Source organism: Mesorhizobium sp. B264B1B (assembly GCF_020165765.1).
Lineage (GTDB): Bacteria > Pseudomonadota > Alphaproteobacteria > Rhizobiales > Rhizobiaceae > Mesorhizobium.
Genome location: NZ_JAIUIS010000016.1, coordinates 109,730 through 124,801, shown reverse-complemented (window position 1 = coordinate 124,801; position 15,072 = coordinate 109,730). Strand labels below are relative to the sequence as shown.

Annotated in this window: 15 protein-coding genes and 1 pseudogene; 5 read left to right on the top strand and 11 right to left on the bottom strand. The window is 64.9% G+C overall.

Annotated features, from left to right (window positions below; translation table 11 throughout):
- Window positions 1–375: 375 nt before the first annotated feature.
- The 3 genes from LB547_RS26750 to LB547_RS26740 all read left to right on the top strand — a co-directional run bounded on the left by LB547_RS26750 (window position 376) and on the right by LB547_RS26740 (window position 2,367).
- Window positions 376–1,470 carry a SagB/ThcOx family dehydrogenase gene (locus LB547_RS26750; protein WP_224655812.1) on the top strand — a complete coding sequence of 365 codons (1,095 nt, stop codon included), beginning with the start codon at window positions 376–378 and terminating at the stop codon, window positions 1,468–1,470.
- 69 nt (window positions 1,471–1,539) lie between these two features.
- Window positions 1,540–1,791 carry a hypothetical protein gene (locus LB547_RS26745; RefSeq protein ID WP_140513987.1) on the top strand — a complete coding sequence of 84 codons (252 nt, stop codon included), beginning with the start codon at window positions 1,540–1,542 and terminating at the stop codon, window positions 1,789–1,791.
- A 252-nt stretch (window positions 1,792–2,043) separates the two neighbouring features.
- Entirely contained in the window at window positions 2,044–2,367 is a 324-nt protein-coding gene (locus tag LB547_RS26740; protein ID WP_140685393.1) for a hypothetical protein, read from the top strand.
- 74 nt (window positions 2,368–2,441) lie between these two features.
- Here LB547_RS26740 and LB547_RS26735 read toward each other — a convergent pair whose 3' ends face one another.
- From LB547_RS26735 to LB547_RS26720, 4 genes are read right to left on the bottom strand one after another with little or no spacing between them, the layout of a single operon-like run.
- Window positions 2,442–3,389 (bottom strand): energy transducer TonB, encoded by a 948-nt coding sequence (locus tag LB547_RS26735; protein WP_140759162.1) that lies wholly within the window; start codon window positions 3,387–3,389, stop codon window positions 2,442–2,444.
- Entirely contained in the window at window positions 3,386–3,853 is a 468-nt protein-coding gene (gene exbD, locus LB547_RS26730; RefSeq protein WP_140524638.1) for a TonB system transport protein ExbD, read from the bottom strand. The genes LB547_RS26735 and exbD overlap by 4 nt, the downstream gene beginning before the upstream one ends.
- 12 nt (window positions 3,854–3,865) lie before the next feature.
- Complete coding sequence (exbB, locus tag LB547_RS26725) at window positions 3,866–4,786, bottom strand: tonB-system energizer ExbB (RefSeq protein ID WP_140513984.1); 921 nt, start codon at window positions 4,784–4,786, stop codon at window positions 3,866–3,868.
- A gap of 55 nt (window positions 4,787–4,841) precedes the next feature.
- Window positions 4,842–5,666, bottom strand: coding sequence for an ATP-binding cassette domain-containing protein (locus tag LB547_RS26720; RefSeq protein WP_140662702.1), 825 nt, complete (start codon window positions 5,664–5,666; stop codon window positions 4,842–4,844).
- A 186-nt stretch (window positions 5,667–5,852) separates the two neighbouring features.
- On the opposite strand from LB547_RS26720, the gene LB547_RS26715 reads away from it, so the two are divergent.
- Window positions 5,853–6,527 (top strand): cysteine hydrolase family protein, encoded by a 675-nt coding sequence (locus tag LB547_RS26715; protein WP_140559240.1) that lies wholly within the window; start codon window positions 5,853–5,855, stop codon window positions 6,525–6,527.
- A 99-nt stretch (window positions 6,528–6,626) separates the two neighbouring features.
- Here LB547_RS26715 and LB547_RS26710 read toward each other — a convergent pair whose 3' ends face one another.
- A complete protein-coding gene (locus tag LB547_RS26710) occupies window positions 6,627–7,574 on the bottom strand; it encodes an LLM class flavin-dependent oxidoreductase (protein ID WP_140759164.1) in 948 nt (315 codons plus the stop codon).
- Window positions 7,575–7,711: 137 nt separating this feature from the next.
- A complete protein-coding gene (locus tag LB547_RS26705) occupies window positions 7,712–7,867 on the bottom strand; it encodes a hypothetical protein (RefSeq protein ID WP_140492547.1) in 156 nt (51 codons plus the stop codon).
- 292 nt (window positions 7,868–8,159) lie between these two features.
- On the opposite strand from LB547_RS26705, the gene LB547_RS26700 reads away from it, so the two are divergent.
- Entirely contained in the window at window positions 8,160–8,927 is a 768-nt protein-coding gene (locus LB547_RS26700; protein WP_140492551.1) for an SDR family NAD(P)-dependent oxidoreductase, read from the top strand.
- Between the two features lie 43 nt (window positions 8,928–8,970).
- On the opposite strand, the gene LB547_RS26695 is transcribed toward LB547_RS26700, so the two are convergent.
- From LB547_RS26695 to pcaF, 5 genes and pseudogenes are all read right to left on the bottom strand, one after another.
- The gene (locus tag LB547_RS26695; protein WP_140524643.1) at window positions 8,971–9,915 is read right to left on the bottom strand and encodes an ABC transporter permease; all 945 of its coding nucleotides are present in this window, start codon (window positions 9,913–9,915) and stop codon (window positions 8,971–8,973) included.
- The gene (locus LB547_RS26690; RefSeq protein WP_140728673.1) at window positions 9,912–10,967 is read right to left on the bottom strand and encodes an ABC transporter permease; all 1,056 of its coding nucleotides are present in this window, start codon (window positions 10,965–10,967) and stop codon (window positions 9,912–9,914) included. Before LB547_RS26690 ends, LB547_RS26695 begins: the two co-directional genes overlap by 4 nt.
- 239 nt (window positions 10,968–11,206) lie before the next feature.
- Window positions 11,207–12,457 (bottom strand): annotated as a pseudogene (locus LB547_RS26685) (ABC transporter ATP-binding protein); the annotation flags it as partial.
- A gap of 186 nt (window positions 12,458–12,643) precedes the next feature.
- The gene (locus tag LB547_RS26680) at window positions 12,644–13,675 is read right to left on the bottom strand and encodes a BMP family protein (RefSeq protein WP_140759166.1); all 1,032 of its coding nucleotides are present in this window, start codon (window positions 13,673–13,675) and stop codon (window positions 12,644–12,646) included.
- 150 nt (window positions 13,676–13,825) lie between these two features.
- Complete coding sequence (gene pcaF / locus LB547_RS26675) at window positions 13,826–15,031, bottom strand: 3-oxoadipyl-CoA thiolase (RefSeq protein ID WP_140759168.1); 1,206 nt, start codon at window positions 15,029–15,031, stop codon at window positions 13,826–13,828.
- Window positions 15,032–15,072: the final 41 nt, after the last annotated feature.

Below are 15,072 nucleotides of genomic sequence, written 5' to 3'. Positions count from 1 at the left end.
TAAATAAGAATAACTCTATCCGGAAATAGCGTATGCCGGCAGTCATCTACTCCGTATGTGAGTAAAATCGATTTTTTGTACTTTAGGGCTAAGAAAGATAATTTAGATTAATGCAGTTTTACTACCATTTTAACAAACCATTAACTCTTTCGATCTTACCTTCCGCCCGTGGATCCCGTTTTTGGGGATCTTTTCAACAGATCCCATTTGGGGGTCAGGAAGGGATGAAAATGGCGAAGAAAGTGAACACTGCTCCGAAGCTGACGATTGCCGCAGGCACCCAGACCGTCTTCTTTTCGCAGGGCATGCACTACAACAAGCGCTGAGCTGCCCGAGGCGCCGGCGACGGTTGTTCGTCGGCGCCTCGCCTTCGCAATGACATTTCTGCATTCGGCTTTCGGCATCATGAAAATGCGCTCCGCAAAAACGCTTGTCTTCTACCCCGGCGCCAACAAGGTCACGGCGTGCAATTTCCTGACCAGAAGCGTCTTCGAATGCAGTTCCGAGGTGATCGGTCTTCTCGCATCCTGGGACAAATGGGCATCCGCCGCGGAGATCGCGCGGGACCACGGATGGTCGCGATCAGAGCTGGATGCCGTCATCCCCCAATTGCTCGATTTTTCCGCACTGGTGACCGCCGGGTCGCAACTGGCCGAACAGGAGAGCCAATTCTCGGGACAATGGAACTGGGGCATTCCGACCGCGCTGATGCATTTCTGCGTCCAGGACAGCGAGTTCATGACCATCGAACAGGCGGAGGCACGGCAGATCGAACGCGCCGGTCACACCGTGCAGCCCGACCTCGTGCTCAGGAATTCCGCGGCGGCCATCCGGCTGCCGGACGCGCTGGACGACAATGAACTCATTGCCCTGATGGCGCAGCGTCGCACGAACCGAACGGCGGCGGCGCCCACCATCACCGCGAAACAGCTTTCCGACTGTCTGTTCGCGGGCATGGGCATCACCGGCGAGACCAGCAACTGCGTTGGCGCCCTGCCGCTGGGCATGACCCCTTCCGGCGGCGCGAGAAACCCCTACGAAGCCTATGTGGTCGCGCCGGCGGTGGAAGGGCTGGAGCCCGGCGTCTATCACTACTCGGCTGTCGGACACGATCTTGAAAGGATTTCGGCGAACCACCTGCCGAAAGTCTCCGAGCTGGTCGGCGGACAGGAATGGGCCGACCCCATGCCCTGCCTGGTCCTGCTCTGCGCAAGGCTCGACCGCACCATGTGGAAGTATGAGGACGCCAACGCCTATCGTGTCGTGCTGATCGAAGCTGGCCATATCGGCCAGAACATGATGCTTGCAGCGACCAGGCACGGCCTGTCGGCCTGCCCGACCGCGGCGCTCAGCCACTCGGCGATCAAGCGCCTGCTCGGCCTCGACCGGCTCACCGACGCGCCCATCTACGCCTTGACACTGTCTATCCCGGAAACCGATCCGCGCCCGGCAGCGGGGTCGATCAATTAGCCGATTGATTATGTTCAGAGTGCCCGGTGAGGGGGTCCCCTGAATTCCACCACATCACAGGAGCAGCAAGTGGCCAACCAATCCCTACGCCAGTCCGAGATCGACAGTCTCCAATATATCGCGTCGATGGCCAATGAGCTGGTGCAGATGGCCGAAGCAAGCCGTTTCCCCATGATGTCCTATCTGCTGGGCATGGCTTATGCCGAGGCTTTCGACGTCCTTCGCGGCGCCCGGCCGGCGAGGCATCCGCAGCTCAGCGGCAATTCGATGCACCCCAGGACGCAGGCGAAAGACAATCGCGTCCAGCCGAGGAGAGCATAGCCAGATCCGGCCATCATCTCGGTGCGCAATGGCGTGCCCCGGGACGTGCGCGGCAAGGCCTGCTGCCGTCCTTGAGGAAGGCCGCCGTCGGCTTGACCGCATCGAGATGGCCTATTGGTTTGGTTGGAACACGCGGGCGCAGAGGCAACATCATCCAAGGCCGGCCGGCCGATGTCGCCGCGATCGCTGCAATGATCGCCCGCAGCCCGCCGAACCGGCCTTTATGCACGACGACCTGAGGGGAACCCACAAATGAACATGATCGCAGCCATCAAAAGCGCCGATGCCGGTGAAAGTGTCTTCAGCCGCCTCCATGCCCTGATCGCCAGCCGGCCGGCATCGCCGGATGCGGCGCGCCTTCAAGCGCGCCAACTGGTTTCCACGGCGATAGCCGACACCTGGCACGCCGACAGTCTCTGGGGGGCGGTGGATGCCTTCCATGCCCATTTCGACTTCATGATGCAGACCATCGAGATCAACGGCGCCGACGATCCGAACCTCAGGATCCTGCGCATGAGATGCCGCTTCTACCTCGAGCAGGTCGAGGCCCTGTGTCTGTCGATGAGCTATCGGTAGGCCGACCGTTCGACCTTGCTTTGATCCGTGTATGTCGTTTCTCCTGAACCGGGTTCAGTCTTGGGCGACATGCATCAGTTCCGAAGGCTGAATACGAATGGCGCCGTGCGGCTGACGCGCGAACCCAGCTCCGGCGGCGGCGGCGGCACGGTGGCGCCCTGCAGCACGGCGAGCGCGGCGCGGTCGAGGTCGGGATCGCCCGAGGAGCGGACGACGCGCGCCGACGTCACCCGGCCTGAGGCGTCCACCGTGAAGGTGACGTTCGCATTGCCTTGCGAGCGTCGCGATTTCGCGGCGCTCGGATAGCGCGTATGCCGCTTGATCCATGACAGCAGCCGCGATTCCCACTTGGCCGGGCTGACGCCGGACGCCCCGGACGCCGATTTCGGCGCCGCTGTCCTGGCGGCGGGCTTTGCTTCCGCGCTCGCGGCGGTTACCGTCTTCGGCGGCGGCGCCTTATCCTTCTTCGGCTTGGGCTTCTCGAGGGGCTTTTTCACCTTGGCCTGGACGGATTTCTTTTCCCTGGGCGTCTCGACCGGCTTCGGCTGCGGCAGCGGCACGACGACGTCAGGCGCGACCGTCTCGGCGATATCTGGAACGACCTCTTCGAGCGGTGGTTGGTCAACCGGCTCAGTCCGCATCGTCTCAGTCGGTTCGGTTGCATCAGGCGGCGGCGCATCCGGCTCGGCAACGGGCTCCGTTTGCTCGGCCACTTTCTCGGGCTCGGCTTCGGGCGCCTTTTCGGTCTCCTCGACCGGCTCGGCCTGGTCGGGCACAGCGGCGTCCAGCGTCGCGGCCTGCTCGGGCACGGCCGGCGTCACCACCATCGGCGCCATCTCGATCGCCAGCGCCGACGGCGGCCCGCCATCCGCCGGGTCGACCGGGCTGAAGCTCTGCACCGCATAGGCGACCGCAACATGCGCCCCAAGCACCAGCGCGGCCGCAACCGCCCACAGGCCGAGGTCGCGCCAGCCGAGGCGCGACAGCTCCACCGTTGGCGAGGCGGCCGCTTGCCCGGTCATGGACCAGCGGCTCCGCTTGGCGCCACTGCGGGAGCATCGCCGGCGTGCGCAGCCTCCAGGCCGACCAGGGCGATCTTCAGGTAGCCGGCGCCGCGCAGCAGGTTCATCGCCTCCATCAGGTCGCCATAGGCAACCGCCTTGTCGGCGCGAAGGAAGATGCGCGCCTGCTTGTCGCCTTTGGTCCTGCCGTCAAGCGTGGCGGCGAAAACCTGGCGCGGCACGGTGTCGTTGCCGATCGCTAGCGAGAGGTCATCCTTCAACGTCAGGAACAGCGGCGTCTCCGGCCGCGGCGCCGGCGTCGCGGTCGAGCCCGGCAGGTCGACATTGACATCCACCGTCGCCAAGGGCGCTGCGACCATGAAGATGATCAGCAGCACCAGGATGACGTCGATGAAGGGCGTGACATTGATCTCGTGGCTTTCCTCGAGATCGTCGTCCATGGTCTGACGGATGCGGCTGCCCATGGTCTTGCCCCGCTACTGCGCCGCCAGCGCCGTTGCCGGCGCCACCGTGCGGAAATCGAGGTCGCGGCTGACCAGCCGCTCGACGCCAGCCGAGGCGTCGGCGAGGATCTGCCGGTAGCCGGCTATCGAGCGCGCAAAGACGTTGTAGATGACGACGGCCGGTATCGCGGCGACGAGCCCCATTGCGGTGGCGAGAAGGGCTTCGGCAATGCCCGGCGCCACCACCGCCAGATTGGTGGTCTGCGCCTGCGAAATGCCGATGAAGGCGTTCATGATGCCCCATACCGTGCCGAACAGACCGACGAAAGGCGCGGTCGAGCCGATCGTCGCCAGCAGGCCGGTGCCGCGCGACATGCGTCGCGCCGCCGCCGCCTCGATGCGTGTCAGGCGCGAGGCGACCCGTTCCTTCAGCCCGTCGCCGCCGGCATGGTCGAGCGCGCCGGCCGAAAGTGCCGCTTCTTCCTCCGCCGCCCGCACCAGCAGGGCGCCGGTGCCGCCGTTGCGGTCGAGCGCGCGGCTCGCCTGCTTCAGCGTCGCGGCATTGCCGATGGCCCGCGCGGCGCGACGAGCGCCAAGCTTGCCGGCAAGCACTTCCAGCGACTTGGCCAGCCATATCGTCCAGGTGACGAGCGAGGCGAAGGCCAGCCCGATCATCACCGCCTTGACGATGATGTCGGCAGCCATGAACATGCCCCATGGCGACAAATCGTGCGGCAAGCTCAGCGCCGGCGAGGGCTCGGCCGCGGTACCGGCCCCGGCTTGCGGCTGTGCAGGCGCTAGGGCTCCCACGGGAGCGGCGGGCGCGGCCGGCGATGGTGCTGGCGCCGTAATGGTGGCGGGCGTGCCGCTTGCCGGCTGCTCCTGCGCCGGCGCGCTGGCGGCCGCCAGCATGGCGGATGCAAACAGCGCTGCGACAAAACCGGTTCTCGACATCGTCTTCTTCCTCGTTCTCACAGCCGCCGGTCTCCCCCGCCGTGGCGCTGAAGCGTCACTGGACGTAGCCGACGGGCTGGCCTGTGACGGGGTGCGCGAACACGCCCATCTCGACCCCGAAAATGCCCTTGAGCACATCGCCTTGCATGATTTCGCCGGGCGTGCCGCGCGTCAGCAGCCTGCCGTCCTTCAGGGCAATCAGCTCGTCGCAATAGCGCGCCGCCATGTTGGGATCGTGCAGCACCACGACGACGCAAAGGTCGCGCTTGCGGCTGAGATCCCTGACCAACCCAAGCACCTCGACCTGATGGGCGATATCGAGCGCCGAGATAGGCTCATCGAGCAGCATGACGCCGGCATCCTGCGCCACCAGCATGGCGAGCCAGGCGCGCTGGCGCTCGCCGCCCGACAGCTCGTCGACCAGCCGGTCGGCAAAGCCGGCCATGTCGGTCAGGGCCAGCGCCTCCTCGACATGCCGTCTGTCGTCCTGGCCGAAGCGGCCGAGCGCGCCATGCCAGGGATAACGTCCGAGCGCCGCCAGCTCGCGCACGGTCAAGCCGGTCGCCGCCGGCGTCGTCTGCGGCAGATAGGCAAGCGCCCGCGCCAGTTCGCGCGCACCCCACTGGGCCAAAGGCCGCCTGGCGAAGGTGATGGCGCCAGAGCTTGCCGGCTGCTGGCGCGCCAAAAGCTTGACCAGCGTCGACTTGCCGGACCCGTTGTGGCCGATCAGCCCGTAGACGCGCGCGCACTGCAATTCGAGCGAAACCGGACCGAGCAGCGTCCGCTCGCCCACGGCAAAGCGCACCGCGTCTATGTGGAAAGCAGTCTGGGTGTCAGTTCCGGTCAAGGTCCGTCTCCAGTACGGCTGCGGGCATGTCATCAATCCGGTTTTCGGCAACCGTGCCCGGTTGACTATGAAACATGACTTTACTAGTCAACAATTAAGTTGAGTTTTTGCATCAACAAAACACCGTGACGCCTGATGCCGCTTCGAATTTCAGGCAACGAAGCGTTTCCGTGAAGCGATGAACCGCTCTAAGGTCTTCGCTGAAACAGGAAACCGCGCATGATCAAGGCGACACCCTTCGACTTTCCCTATGACGGCAGGCTGGTGGCCGAGAACACCGCGCTGGTCGTGATCGACCTGCAGCAGGATTTCCTGTCGACGACGGGTTACTTCGCCAGGAAGGGATATGATCCGTCGCCGTTGAGAGCGATCCTGCCCGCGGTGAGCCGGCTGATCGCCGCTGCCCGCGAGGCGGGCGTCAGCATCGTCCATACAAGGCAGGGCTACCGGGCCGACATGGCCGACATGACGCCTTACGAGAAATGGCGCCGCAGGCGGGCCGGCCTCGACGGCACCGAAATCCTGCTTCGTTCGGGTCCGGGTTTTCAGATCGTTCCGGAGATCGACGTCGCGCCGCGGGACATCATCGTCGACAAGACCTGCAACGGCGCCTTCACCTATACGGATTTCGAGCTCGTGCTGCGCGCGCGAGGCATCACGCATCTTCTGTTTTGCGGATGCACTACGGATGTCTGCGTGCACACGACGCTGCGCGAAGCCTGCGATCGCAACTTCCAGTGCTTGACGATCTCTGACGCCTGCGCCAGCGGCGACAGACGGGCGCATGAGGCGGCCCTTCACATGGTGACGGTCGAAGACGGCGTCTTCGGCGTGCTGGCGGATTCTGGTGCAGTCATTGAAGGCCTGTCACGGCTGGGTAACAAGGCGCGTTAAAGGATTAGGTACCGCAGAGCAGCCTCGCACGTCATAGACACGGCAGGATAGCACCCTCCGGCAGGCCAGAGCGGTTGGAAAGGAAAATTTCTCCGCAGTTCAGCCCGTTGCCCGTGTTTCCAGTCCCGTGCGCTGCGCGAAAGCCCCATGCTGGAACTCGCCGCTTTCACGCCGCGCCAGCGAATTGCGCAGCAGCGCGATCGTCTCGCGGCCGACTGTCGCGATCTCGCGCGGCGTGTCGACACCGACGATCATGAATTCATCGATGCCGAGAGCCGCGTAAGCAAGCAGCGACAGGGCGGCCTGGGCCGGCGGACCGGAGACATCGACCGCCTTGTGCCCTGCCGAGGAAATTCCCCGGTGGATGCGGACCGGAAGGGCGAAGCGTAGTCTGGCGGCCCGGCCATGTTCGGCGGCGGCGCCGCGCACACGCTCCATCAACTGCCTGACATCGTCGATCGAACCGGGCGCCAGTTCGAAGACGTCGGCATGCCGGCCGGCCACTTTCAGTGCCGTGCCGGACTGCCCGCCCATGCGGATGACGAGGTCGGCACCATGAGGCCCCTTGCGCGGAACATAGCCGCCCTTGATGCTGTAGAACGCGCCTTCGTGGTCGAAAGGCCGCTCGTTCGACCATAGCCGCTTCAACAGAACCAGATATTCGTCGATGCGCTGCCAGAGGACACCGTGTCCGACCGGACGCGCTTCGGCATCGTCGTCGCTTAACGGCTCGCTGATCATCCTGAGCGCCAGGCGGCCGCCGCTGCGGGCGTCGATCGAGGCAAGCTGCCGCGCCGCCACGGTCGGTTCGACCACGCCGGCCCAATGGGTGAGGGCCACTTCCAGCGACGAGCTGCGGTCCAGCACCTGGGCGGCAAGATCCATATTGGTCAGCAGGCCGGCCGGATCGTCGACGACGAGGTTGCGGAAACCGCCATCCTCGATCAGCGCCAGCCTGGTCGCCGTCTCGGCAAAGTCGTAGAAAAAGGAAACTGCGCTATCGGCAGGATAGGTCTTGCCGGGCACATGCGTGAATTCGATCGGCATTGCCATCTCCTCCATCTCTGGAATCACGGATGCGGTCAGATACGAATCAATGGCGCACGCGAAAGCGCACCGGGATCCGGTTCATTCAACTCCGATTGCCTGAAGGCGGTGGGTCGTCAGCCTGGCCGGACCACGGCTCAGGGAATGAGGCCCAGAACAACAGCCCCGGTGAACACGAACGCAAGGGCAAAGACGACATAGGCGAAAGCACCGGCATAGGCCGGGCGGAAGCTCTGGGCATTGGCCAGCCTCTGGCCGCTGCTGCGGGTCTCGGTGTTCTGCATATAGGACATGTCGACCTCCGTCTCTCCGGTTAATCTATAAAAGTTGTAGACTTTGTCGATTGCTATTTTTCGGCCATGCGCAGAATTTTTTTCTAACAGCGCCGTGAGAACTGGCGCTGAGTTGCTGCAGAGCGGCATCGGCGTGATCGACGGACATGGCAGCGTCGGTTTCACTTCCGGCGCTCGACGGCACTTCACTTGCCGATCCATTCGTGCATTGGCCGCCCCGCGCGGGCAGGATAGCATCGCGGCAGAGCGACAATGCGAGATCGTCCAAAGGACATTTGGGAGGAGCAAGGAAATGGGAGCAAGACTGGCCGGCAAGGTCGCCATCGTTTCGGGCGGCGCGACGGGAATGGGCGGGGCGGCCTCGGAACTGTTCGCGGCGGAAGGCGCAAAGGTGGCGATCATCGACCGCAATGGCGAAGCGGCGGCAGCCACCGCCGCGGCGATCCGGGCGCGCGGCCAAATCGCGGAGCATTTTGTCGCCGACGTTTCCGACGAGGCGCAGGTCGAGGCGGCCGTGAAGGGCGCGGCCGAGAAGTTCGGCGCGGTTACCGTCCTGTTCAATCATGCCGGCACCATCGTGATAAAGCCGTTCCTGGAGACCAGCGTGCAGGAATGGGACTGGCTGCATGCCGTCAACGTGCGCTCGATGTTCCTGATGACCCGCGCCGTGCTGCCCGGCATGATCGCGGCCGGCGGCGGCTCGATCGTCTGCACCTCGTCGATCTCGGCGGTGGCGGCGACGCCGAACGAAGTGCTCTATGACACCACCAAGGGCGCCTGTCACATGTTCGCGCGCGCCATCGCCGTGGAATTCCGCGACCGCAACATCCGCTGCAACGCCGTCTGCCCCGGCTTCATCCGCACACCGCATGGGCTGCGCGAGGTCGCCGATCTGGGCAAGCTCGGCGTCGATGTCTCCGACGCGGCGCTGGCTGCGCAGCAGGGGCGGATCGGCGAACCGGAAGAGGTGGCAAAGGCGGCGCTGTACCTCGCCAGCGACGAATCGAGCTTCGTCAACGGGGCCCATCTGTTCGTCGACAATGGTTTTACCGCGATGTGAGGTGTCCCAAAGGTCCAGGGTCTTCGTCCCAAGCCCTACTCGTCTATCGTTCTTCCCGTCGAAACGGCTTCAGCAGCGCCGACGGCGCCACCGCGTTGCGCGACATCACCGCCATGGCGACGATGGTGAAGATGAAAGGCAGCATCAGGAACGCCTCGTAGGGAATATGCCCGAGACCACTCGCCTGCATGCGCAACTGCAAGGCATCGACAAAGGCGAATAGCAGCGCGGCGCCCGCCGAGCGCCACGGGTCCCAGCGGCCGAACACGACCAGGGCGATCGCCACCCAGCCGCGCCCCGAGACGACGCCGAAGGTGAAGGCGTTGAACTGCGCCATCGACAGAAAGGCGCCGGCCAGCCCCATCAGCGCCCCGCCGAGAATGACCGCCTGGAAGCGGGTGACAATGACGCTGACGCCGGCGGAGTCGGCGGCGCGCGGGTTTTCGCCGACCATGCGCACCGACAGCCCCCATGGCGTGCGGTAGAGCACGAAGGCGGCGATCGGGATGGCCAGGATCGCCATGTAGACCAGCGCGAACTGGTTGAACACCGCCGGCCCAAGCACGGGAATCTCGGAGAGGACCGGGATCGGCAGCGTCTGAAAACCCTTGATGCTCGGCGGCACCGATTGCTGGCCGAAGATCAGCCGGTAGAGGAAATAGGCCAGACCCGACGCAAGCAGCGTCACGCCGATGCCGCAGACATGCTGGCTTAAGCCCAGCGCCACCGTGAACAGCGCATGCAGCGCCCCCATCAGCATGCCGGTCAGCACCGCCGCCAGGACGCCCAGCCATAGGTTACCGCTGAGGCTGGCGGCGGTGAAGCCGGCCATTGCCGACAACAGCATGATGCCTTCGATGCCGAGATTGAGCACGCCGGCGCGCTCGGAGAACATTTCGCCAAGCGTGGCGAAAGCCAAGGGCGTGGCGATGCGGATGATGGCGGCCAAGAAGCCGACCTGGAAGATCTGTTCGAACACCGCGCTCATTGGGCGGCTCCGACGCGGCGGATGCGATAGGCGGTGAACAGCAGCGCCACCAGCATGGCAAGCAGTGCCGTGCCCTGGATGACATCGCTGAGGAAGGCCGGCACGCCGGTCGCGCGCGACATCGCCTCGGCGCCGGTCATCACGGCAGCCAGGAAGATTGCCGCCGGCACCACGCCGAGCGGGTTGAGCCGCGCCAGCATTGCAACGACGATGCCCGAATAACCGTAGCCCGGCGAGATGTCGCTCATCACCTGAAAATGCACGCCGCCAACCTCGCCGACGCCGGCGAGCCCGGCTAGCGCCCCGGACAGCAACGCCGTCGAGAGCAGCACCCGCTGGACATTGATGCCGCCATATCTGGCCGCTTCCGGATTTTCGCCGGTGACCCGGATCTGGAAGCCGAGCGTGGTGCGCACGATCAGGAACCAGATCAGCGGTGCCGCGATAAGCGCCACGATGACGCCGAGATGCAGCCGCGTGCCCTCGATCAGCACCGGAAAATTGGCCGAATCCTCAATCGGAGGCGAGATCGGATAGCCACTGAAACTATCCTTCCATGGCCCTTCGATCAGCGCCATCAGCGCGTAATAGATGACCGAATTGAGCAGCAGCGAACTGACGACGTCGTCGACCTTGAATTTCACCCGCAGCGTTGCCGGCACGAGCGCGACGGCTGCACCGGCCGCGGCGCCTGCCACTGCCATCAAAAGCATGGCGAGCGGTCCCGGCATCGGGATCGCGCCGACGAAGCAGCTCGCCACCGCGCCGGCAAGCAGTTGCCCTTCGGCGCCGATGTTCCAGAATTTGGCGCGGAAGGCGACAGCCACCGCCAGCCCGGTGAAGATCATGGGCGCGGCGCGCACCAGCGTTTCGGTGATCGCATAGCTGTCGCCGAGCGACGCCGTGAACATAACGCCGTAGGATTCGAGCACGCCGGCGCCGGCCAGCGCGATCAGGCCGCTGCACAGCACAAGCGCGGCACCGATCGCCAGCAACGGCAGAGCCAGGTTGAACCAGGCGGGCGTCGAGCTGCGGACTTCGAGGCGAAACATCAGCTATGGCCCTCCGCTCCGGTCATCAGCAGCCCCAGCCGTGCGATCGTCGCATCGGCGCTGGGAAGCGTGCCGGCGATGCGGCCCTCATACATCACCGCGATGCGGTCGCAGAGCACGAGCAACTCTTCCAGATCCTCGCCGATGACGATGATGCCGCAGCCCTTGGCGCGCATGTCGAGGAATTTTTCATGGATGAAGCGCGCGGCTCCGATGTCGAGGCCGCGCGTCGGCTGCGAAACGACAAGCACCTTCGGATCGAAGGCGAGCTCGCGCGCCAAAAGCGCCTTCTGCAGATTGCCGCCGGACAGGGCGCCGGCGCGCGTCATCGGCCCGGGGCATCTGATATCATAGGCCTTGATCTGCGCCTCGGCGAAGGCGCGGATCGCATCCGGCTTGAGCAGGCCCTTGCTGCTGAAAGCGGCGGTGCCAATGCGCGGCAGCACCATGGAATCGGCGAGCGGCAAGTTGGTGACCAGTCCCGTCGTCATGCGATCTTCCGGGATGCGGCCAAGGCCCAGCGCCTGCACCTCGCGCGGCGAGAAGCGAGACACTTTCTGCCCCGCAATCGTCATCAGACCGGCATCCGGGGCTCGCACACCCGAGATCACCTCCGCCAGTGCCCGCTGGCCATTGCCGGAGACACCGGCAATGCCGAGGATCTCGCCGGCGCGCACGGAAAGCGACACATCGCGCAGCGGCGTGCCCGAATGGCTCGAGGTGGAAATGCCGTCGAGAGTGAGCACCGCTGCCCCCGGCGTCGATGGCCCCTTGGCCGGCGGCACGATCTCGTGGCCGCACATCAGTCGCGCCATTTCCGCCGATGTGGTGTTGGCCGGATCGTCGACGCGGCCGGCGACGCGGCCATGCCGCAGCACCGTGCAGCGATGGGTGAGCGCGCGCACCTCGTTGAGCTTGTGCGAGATGAAGATGATGCCCAGACCCTGCGCCGCCATCGACCGCAAGGCCGAAAACAGCCCGTCGACTTCGCTCGGCGCAAGCACCGCGGTCGGCTCGTCGAGAATCAGCAGTTTTGCGCCGCGAAACAGCGCCTTGACGATCTCGAGACGTTGCTGCTCTCCGACAGACAGCGCCGAGACCGGCAGGCTGGGATCGAGTGTCAGCCCGTGCTGGCGGCTGATTTCAACCAACCGCGCCAGTCCGCCGGCGCGGTCGATCCGCCCGGATTTGCCTGGTATGCCGATAAGCAGGTTTTCCAGTACCGTGAGCCGTGGCGCCAGGTGAAAATGCTGGTGCACCATGCCGATGCCGGCGGCCAGCGCATCGGCCGAACTGGTGATCCGCACCTTCCGGCCCTGGATGAGGATCTCGCCGGCGTCGGGCGCATAGGCGCCGAACAGCACGTTCATCAGCGTCGTCTTGCCGGCGCCGTTCTCGCCCAGCAAGCCGAGGATCTCGCCGGGCGCCACGCTGAGGTCGACGGCTTCGTTCGCCTTGACGGCGCCGAAACTCTTGGTGATGCCACGCATTTCGATGAGGGGGGCGGGCAAGGGCGCTCCTGCGGAGATGGCTCTGCTTCACCCTCCCCTTGTGGGGAGGGTCGGCTTGCGATCGCAGCGAAGCGAAGATCGTAAGACGGGGTGGGGTGCGGCGCCGACCCCAACCCGCTCCGCTTCGCGGATCGACCCTCCCCACAAGGGGGAGGGTTAAGGAACTCAATCCGAAACCGGTGTGTTCTCGTCCACGTCGACGCGGAAATTGCCTTCGAGGATTTCGGCCTTCTTCTTCTCGACCATGTCCTTGACCTCGGCCGGCAGCGTCTTGTCGAACTTATGGTAAGGCGCCAGGTGAGAACCGCCCTTGGCCATGCGCGAGAAATCGCCATAGTCCTGCGCCGTGAAGACGCCGGCCTTGACCAGTTTTATGGCTTGTTCGACGGTGGGATACATATCCCAGACCGGGCCGGTAATGACGGTGTCGGGGCCAAGGCTCGACTGGTCGGACATGTTGGAGATGGCGTAGATCTTTTTCTCCACCGCCGCTTCGATGACCCCGAAACGCTCGGCATAGATGACGTCGACGCCGGCGTCGATCTGCGCCACCGCCGCTTCCTTGGCCTTGGGCGGATCAAAGAAGGAACCGATGAAGGCGACCTTCTTCTTGATGTTCGGATTGACCTCCTTGGCGCCGGCGAAGAAGGCGTTGACCAGCCGGTTCACTTCCGGAATGCCCATCGCCGCGACGGCGCCGACCGTGCCCGACTTCGACATCTTGCCGGCGATCATGCCGGAGAGATAGGCGGGCTCGTGGATCCAATTGTCGAAGACGCCGAAATTGGGCTCCGCCGGCCCGGCGCCGGAGCCGAACAGAAAAGCAGTCTTCGGGAACTGCTTGGCGGTACGGCGCGATTCACGCTCGGCGGCGAAGGCATCGCCCAGCACCAGTTCATAGCCGCCCTGTGCATATTCGCGCATGACGCGGCTGAAGTCGGCGGTCTGCACCTTCTCCGACCATTTATACTCGATGCCGAGTTCCTTCTCGGCCTTCTGCAAAGCGACATGGATCTGATTGTCCCACGGCTCCTCGATGGGCGTGGCGAAGATCGCCGCTACTTTCAGCTTCTTGTCCTTGGCGAAGGCGCCGCCCGGCAGCATCGCGGCGGCCAGGCCAAGCGCGCCCAGCTCCAGCACGTTGCGCCGCGAAAGGCCTTCGCGCGTTGAATGAGATTTGTTCTTCCGGCTTTCCATTGCAGTCCCCTCTGTTCGACAGCCGTGTCGAGCCGGCCGTTCTAAAAATCAGACGAGGAACTATGGAACGGGTCCGGACTTTTGTCCACATGGTCAAATTTGGCAGATCGATCATATCCACTCTCCTGGACTAGCCGGGAGAGCGGTTGTTCAGACCCGTTCGAGCGCGATGGCGATGCCCTGGCCGACGCCGATGCACATGGTCGCCAGCGCATAGCGGCCGCCGCGTTCGCGCAGCTCCAGCGCCGCCGTGCCGGAGATGCGCGCGCCCGACATGCCCAAGGGGTGGCCGAGCGCTATGGCGCCGCCATTCGGGTTGACGTGCGGCGCATCCACCGCGATGCCGAGCTGGCGCAGCACTGCGATGCCTTGCGAGGCGAAGGCTTCGTTGAGCTCGATGACATCGAACTGTTTTGGCGTCAGGCCAAGCCGTGCGCACAGTTTTTGCGTCGCCGGCGCCGGGCCGATGCCCATGATGCGCGGCGCGACGCCGACGGCGGCCCCGCCGAGGATGCGGGCGATCGGCGTCAGGCCGTATTTCCTGGCCGCCGCTTCCGAAGCGACGATCAGCGCCGCCGCCCCGTCATTGACGCCCGAGGCATTGCCGGCGGTCACCGTGCCGCCTTGCCGGAACGGCGTCGGCAGCTTGGCCAAGGCCTCTATCGTGGTGCCAGCGCGGGGGTGCTCGTCCTTAGAGACGACAACCGGATCGCCCTTGCGCTGCGGAATGGTCACCGCGGTTATTTCCTTGGCCAGCCGGCCATTGGACTGCGCGGCGACGGCCTTGTCCTGGCTGCGCACCGCGAAAGCGTCCTGGTCCGCGCGGGAAACCGAAAAATCCTCGGCGACATTTTCGCCCGTCTCCGGCATGGAATCGACGCCATACTGACTCTTCATCAGCGGGTTGACGAAGCGCCAGCCGATCGTGGTGTCGTAGATCTCGGCATTGCGTGAAAACGCCGTCTCGGCCTTGGGCATGACGAAGGGCGCCCGGCTCATCGATTCGACGCCGCCCGCGATCATCAGCTCGGCCTCGCCGGCCTTGATTGCACGGGCGGCGATGGTCAGCGCATCCATGCCCGAGCCGCACAGGCGGTTGACGGTCGAGCCGGGGATTTCCTTCGGCAGGCCGGCCAGCAGCAGCGCCATGCGCGCCACGTTGCGGTTGTCCTCGCCGGCCTGGTTGGCGCAACCGTAGACAACGTCGTCGACCGCCTGCCAGTCGACGCCGGCATTGCGCTCGATCAGTGCCTTCAGCGGAATGGCGCCGAGGTCGTCGGCGCGTACCGAGGACAGCGAGCCGCCAAAGCGGCCGATCGGCGTGCGGATATAGTCGCAGATATAGGCTTCGGCCATGTCAGTCAGCTCTCCCGTTTCCCTCATGCGCCGCCTTGGTG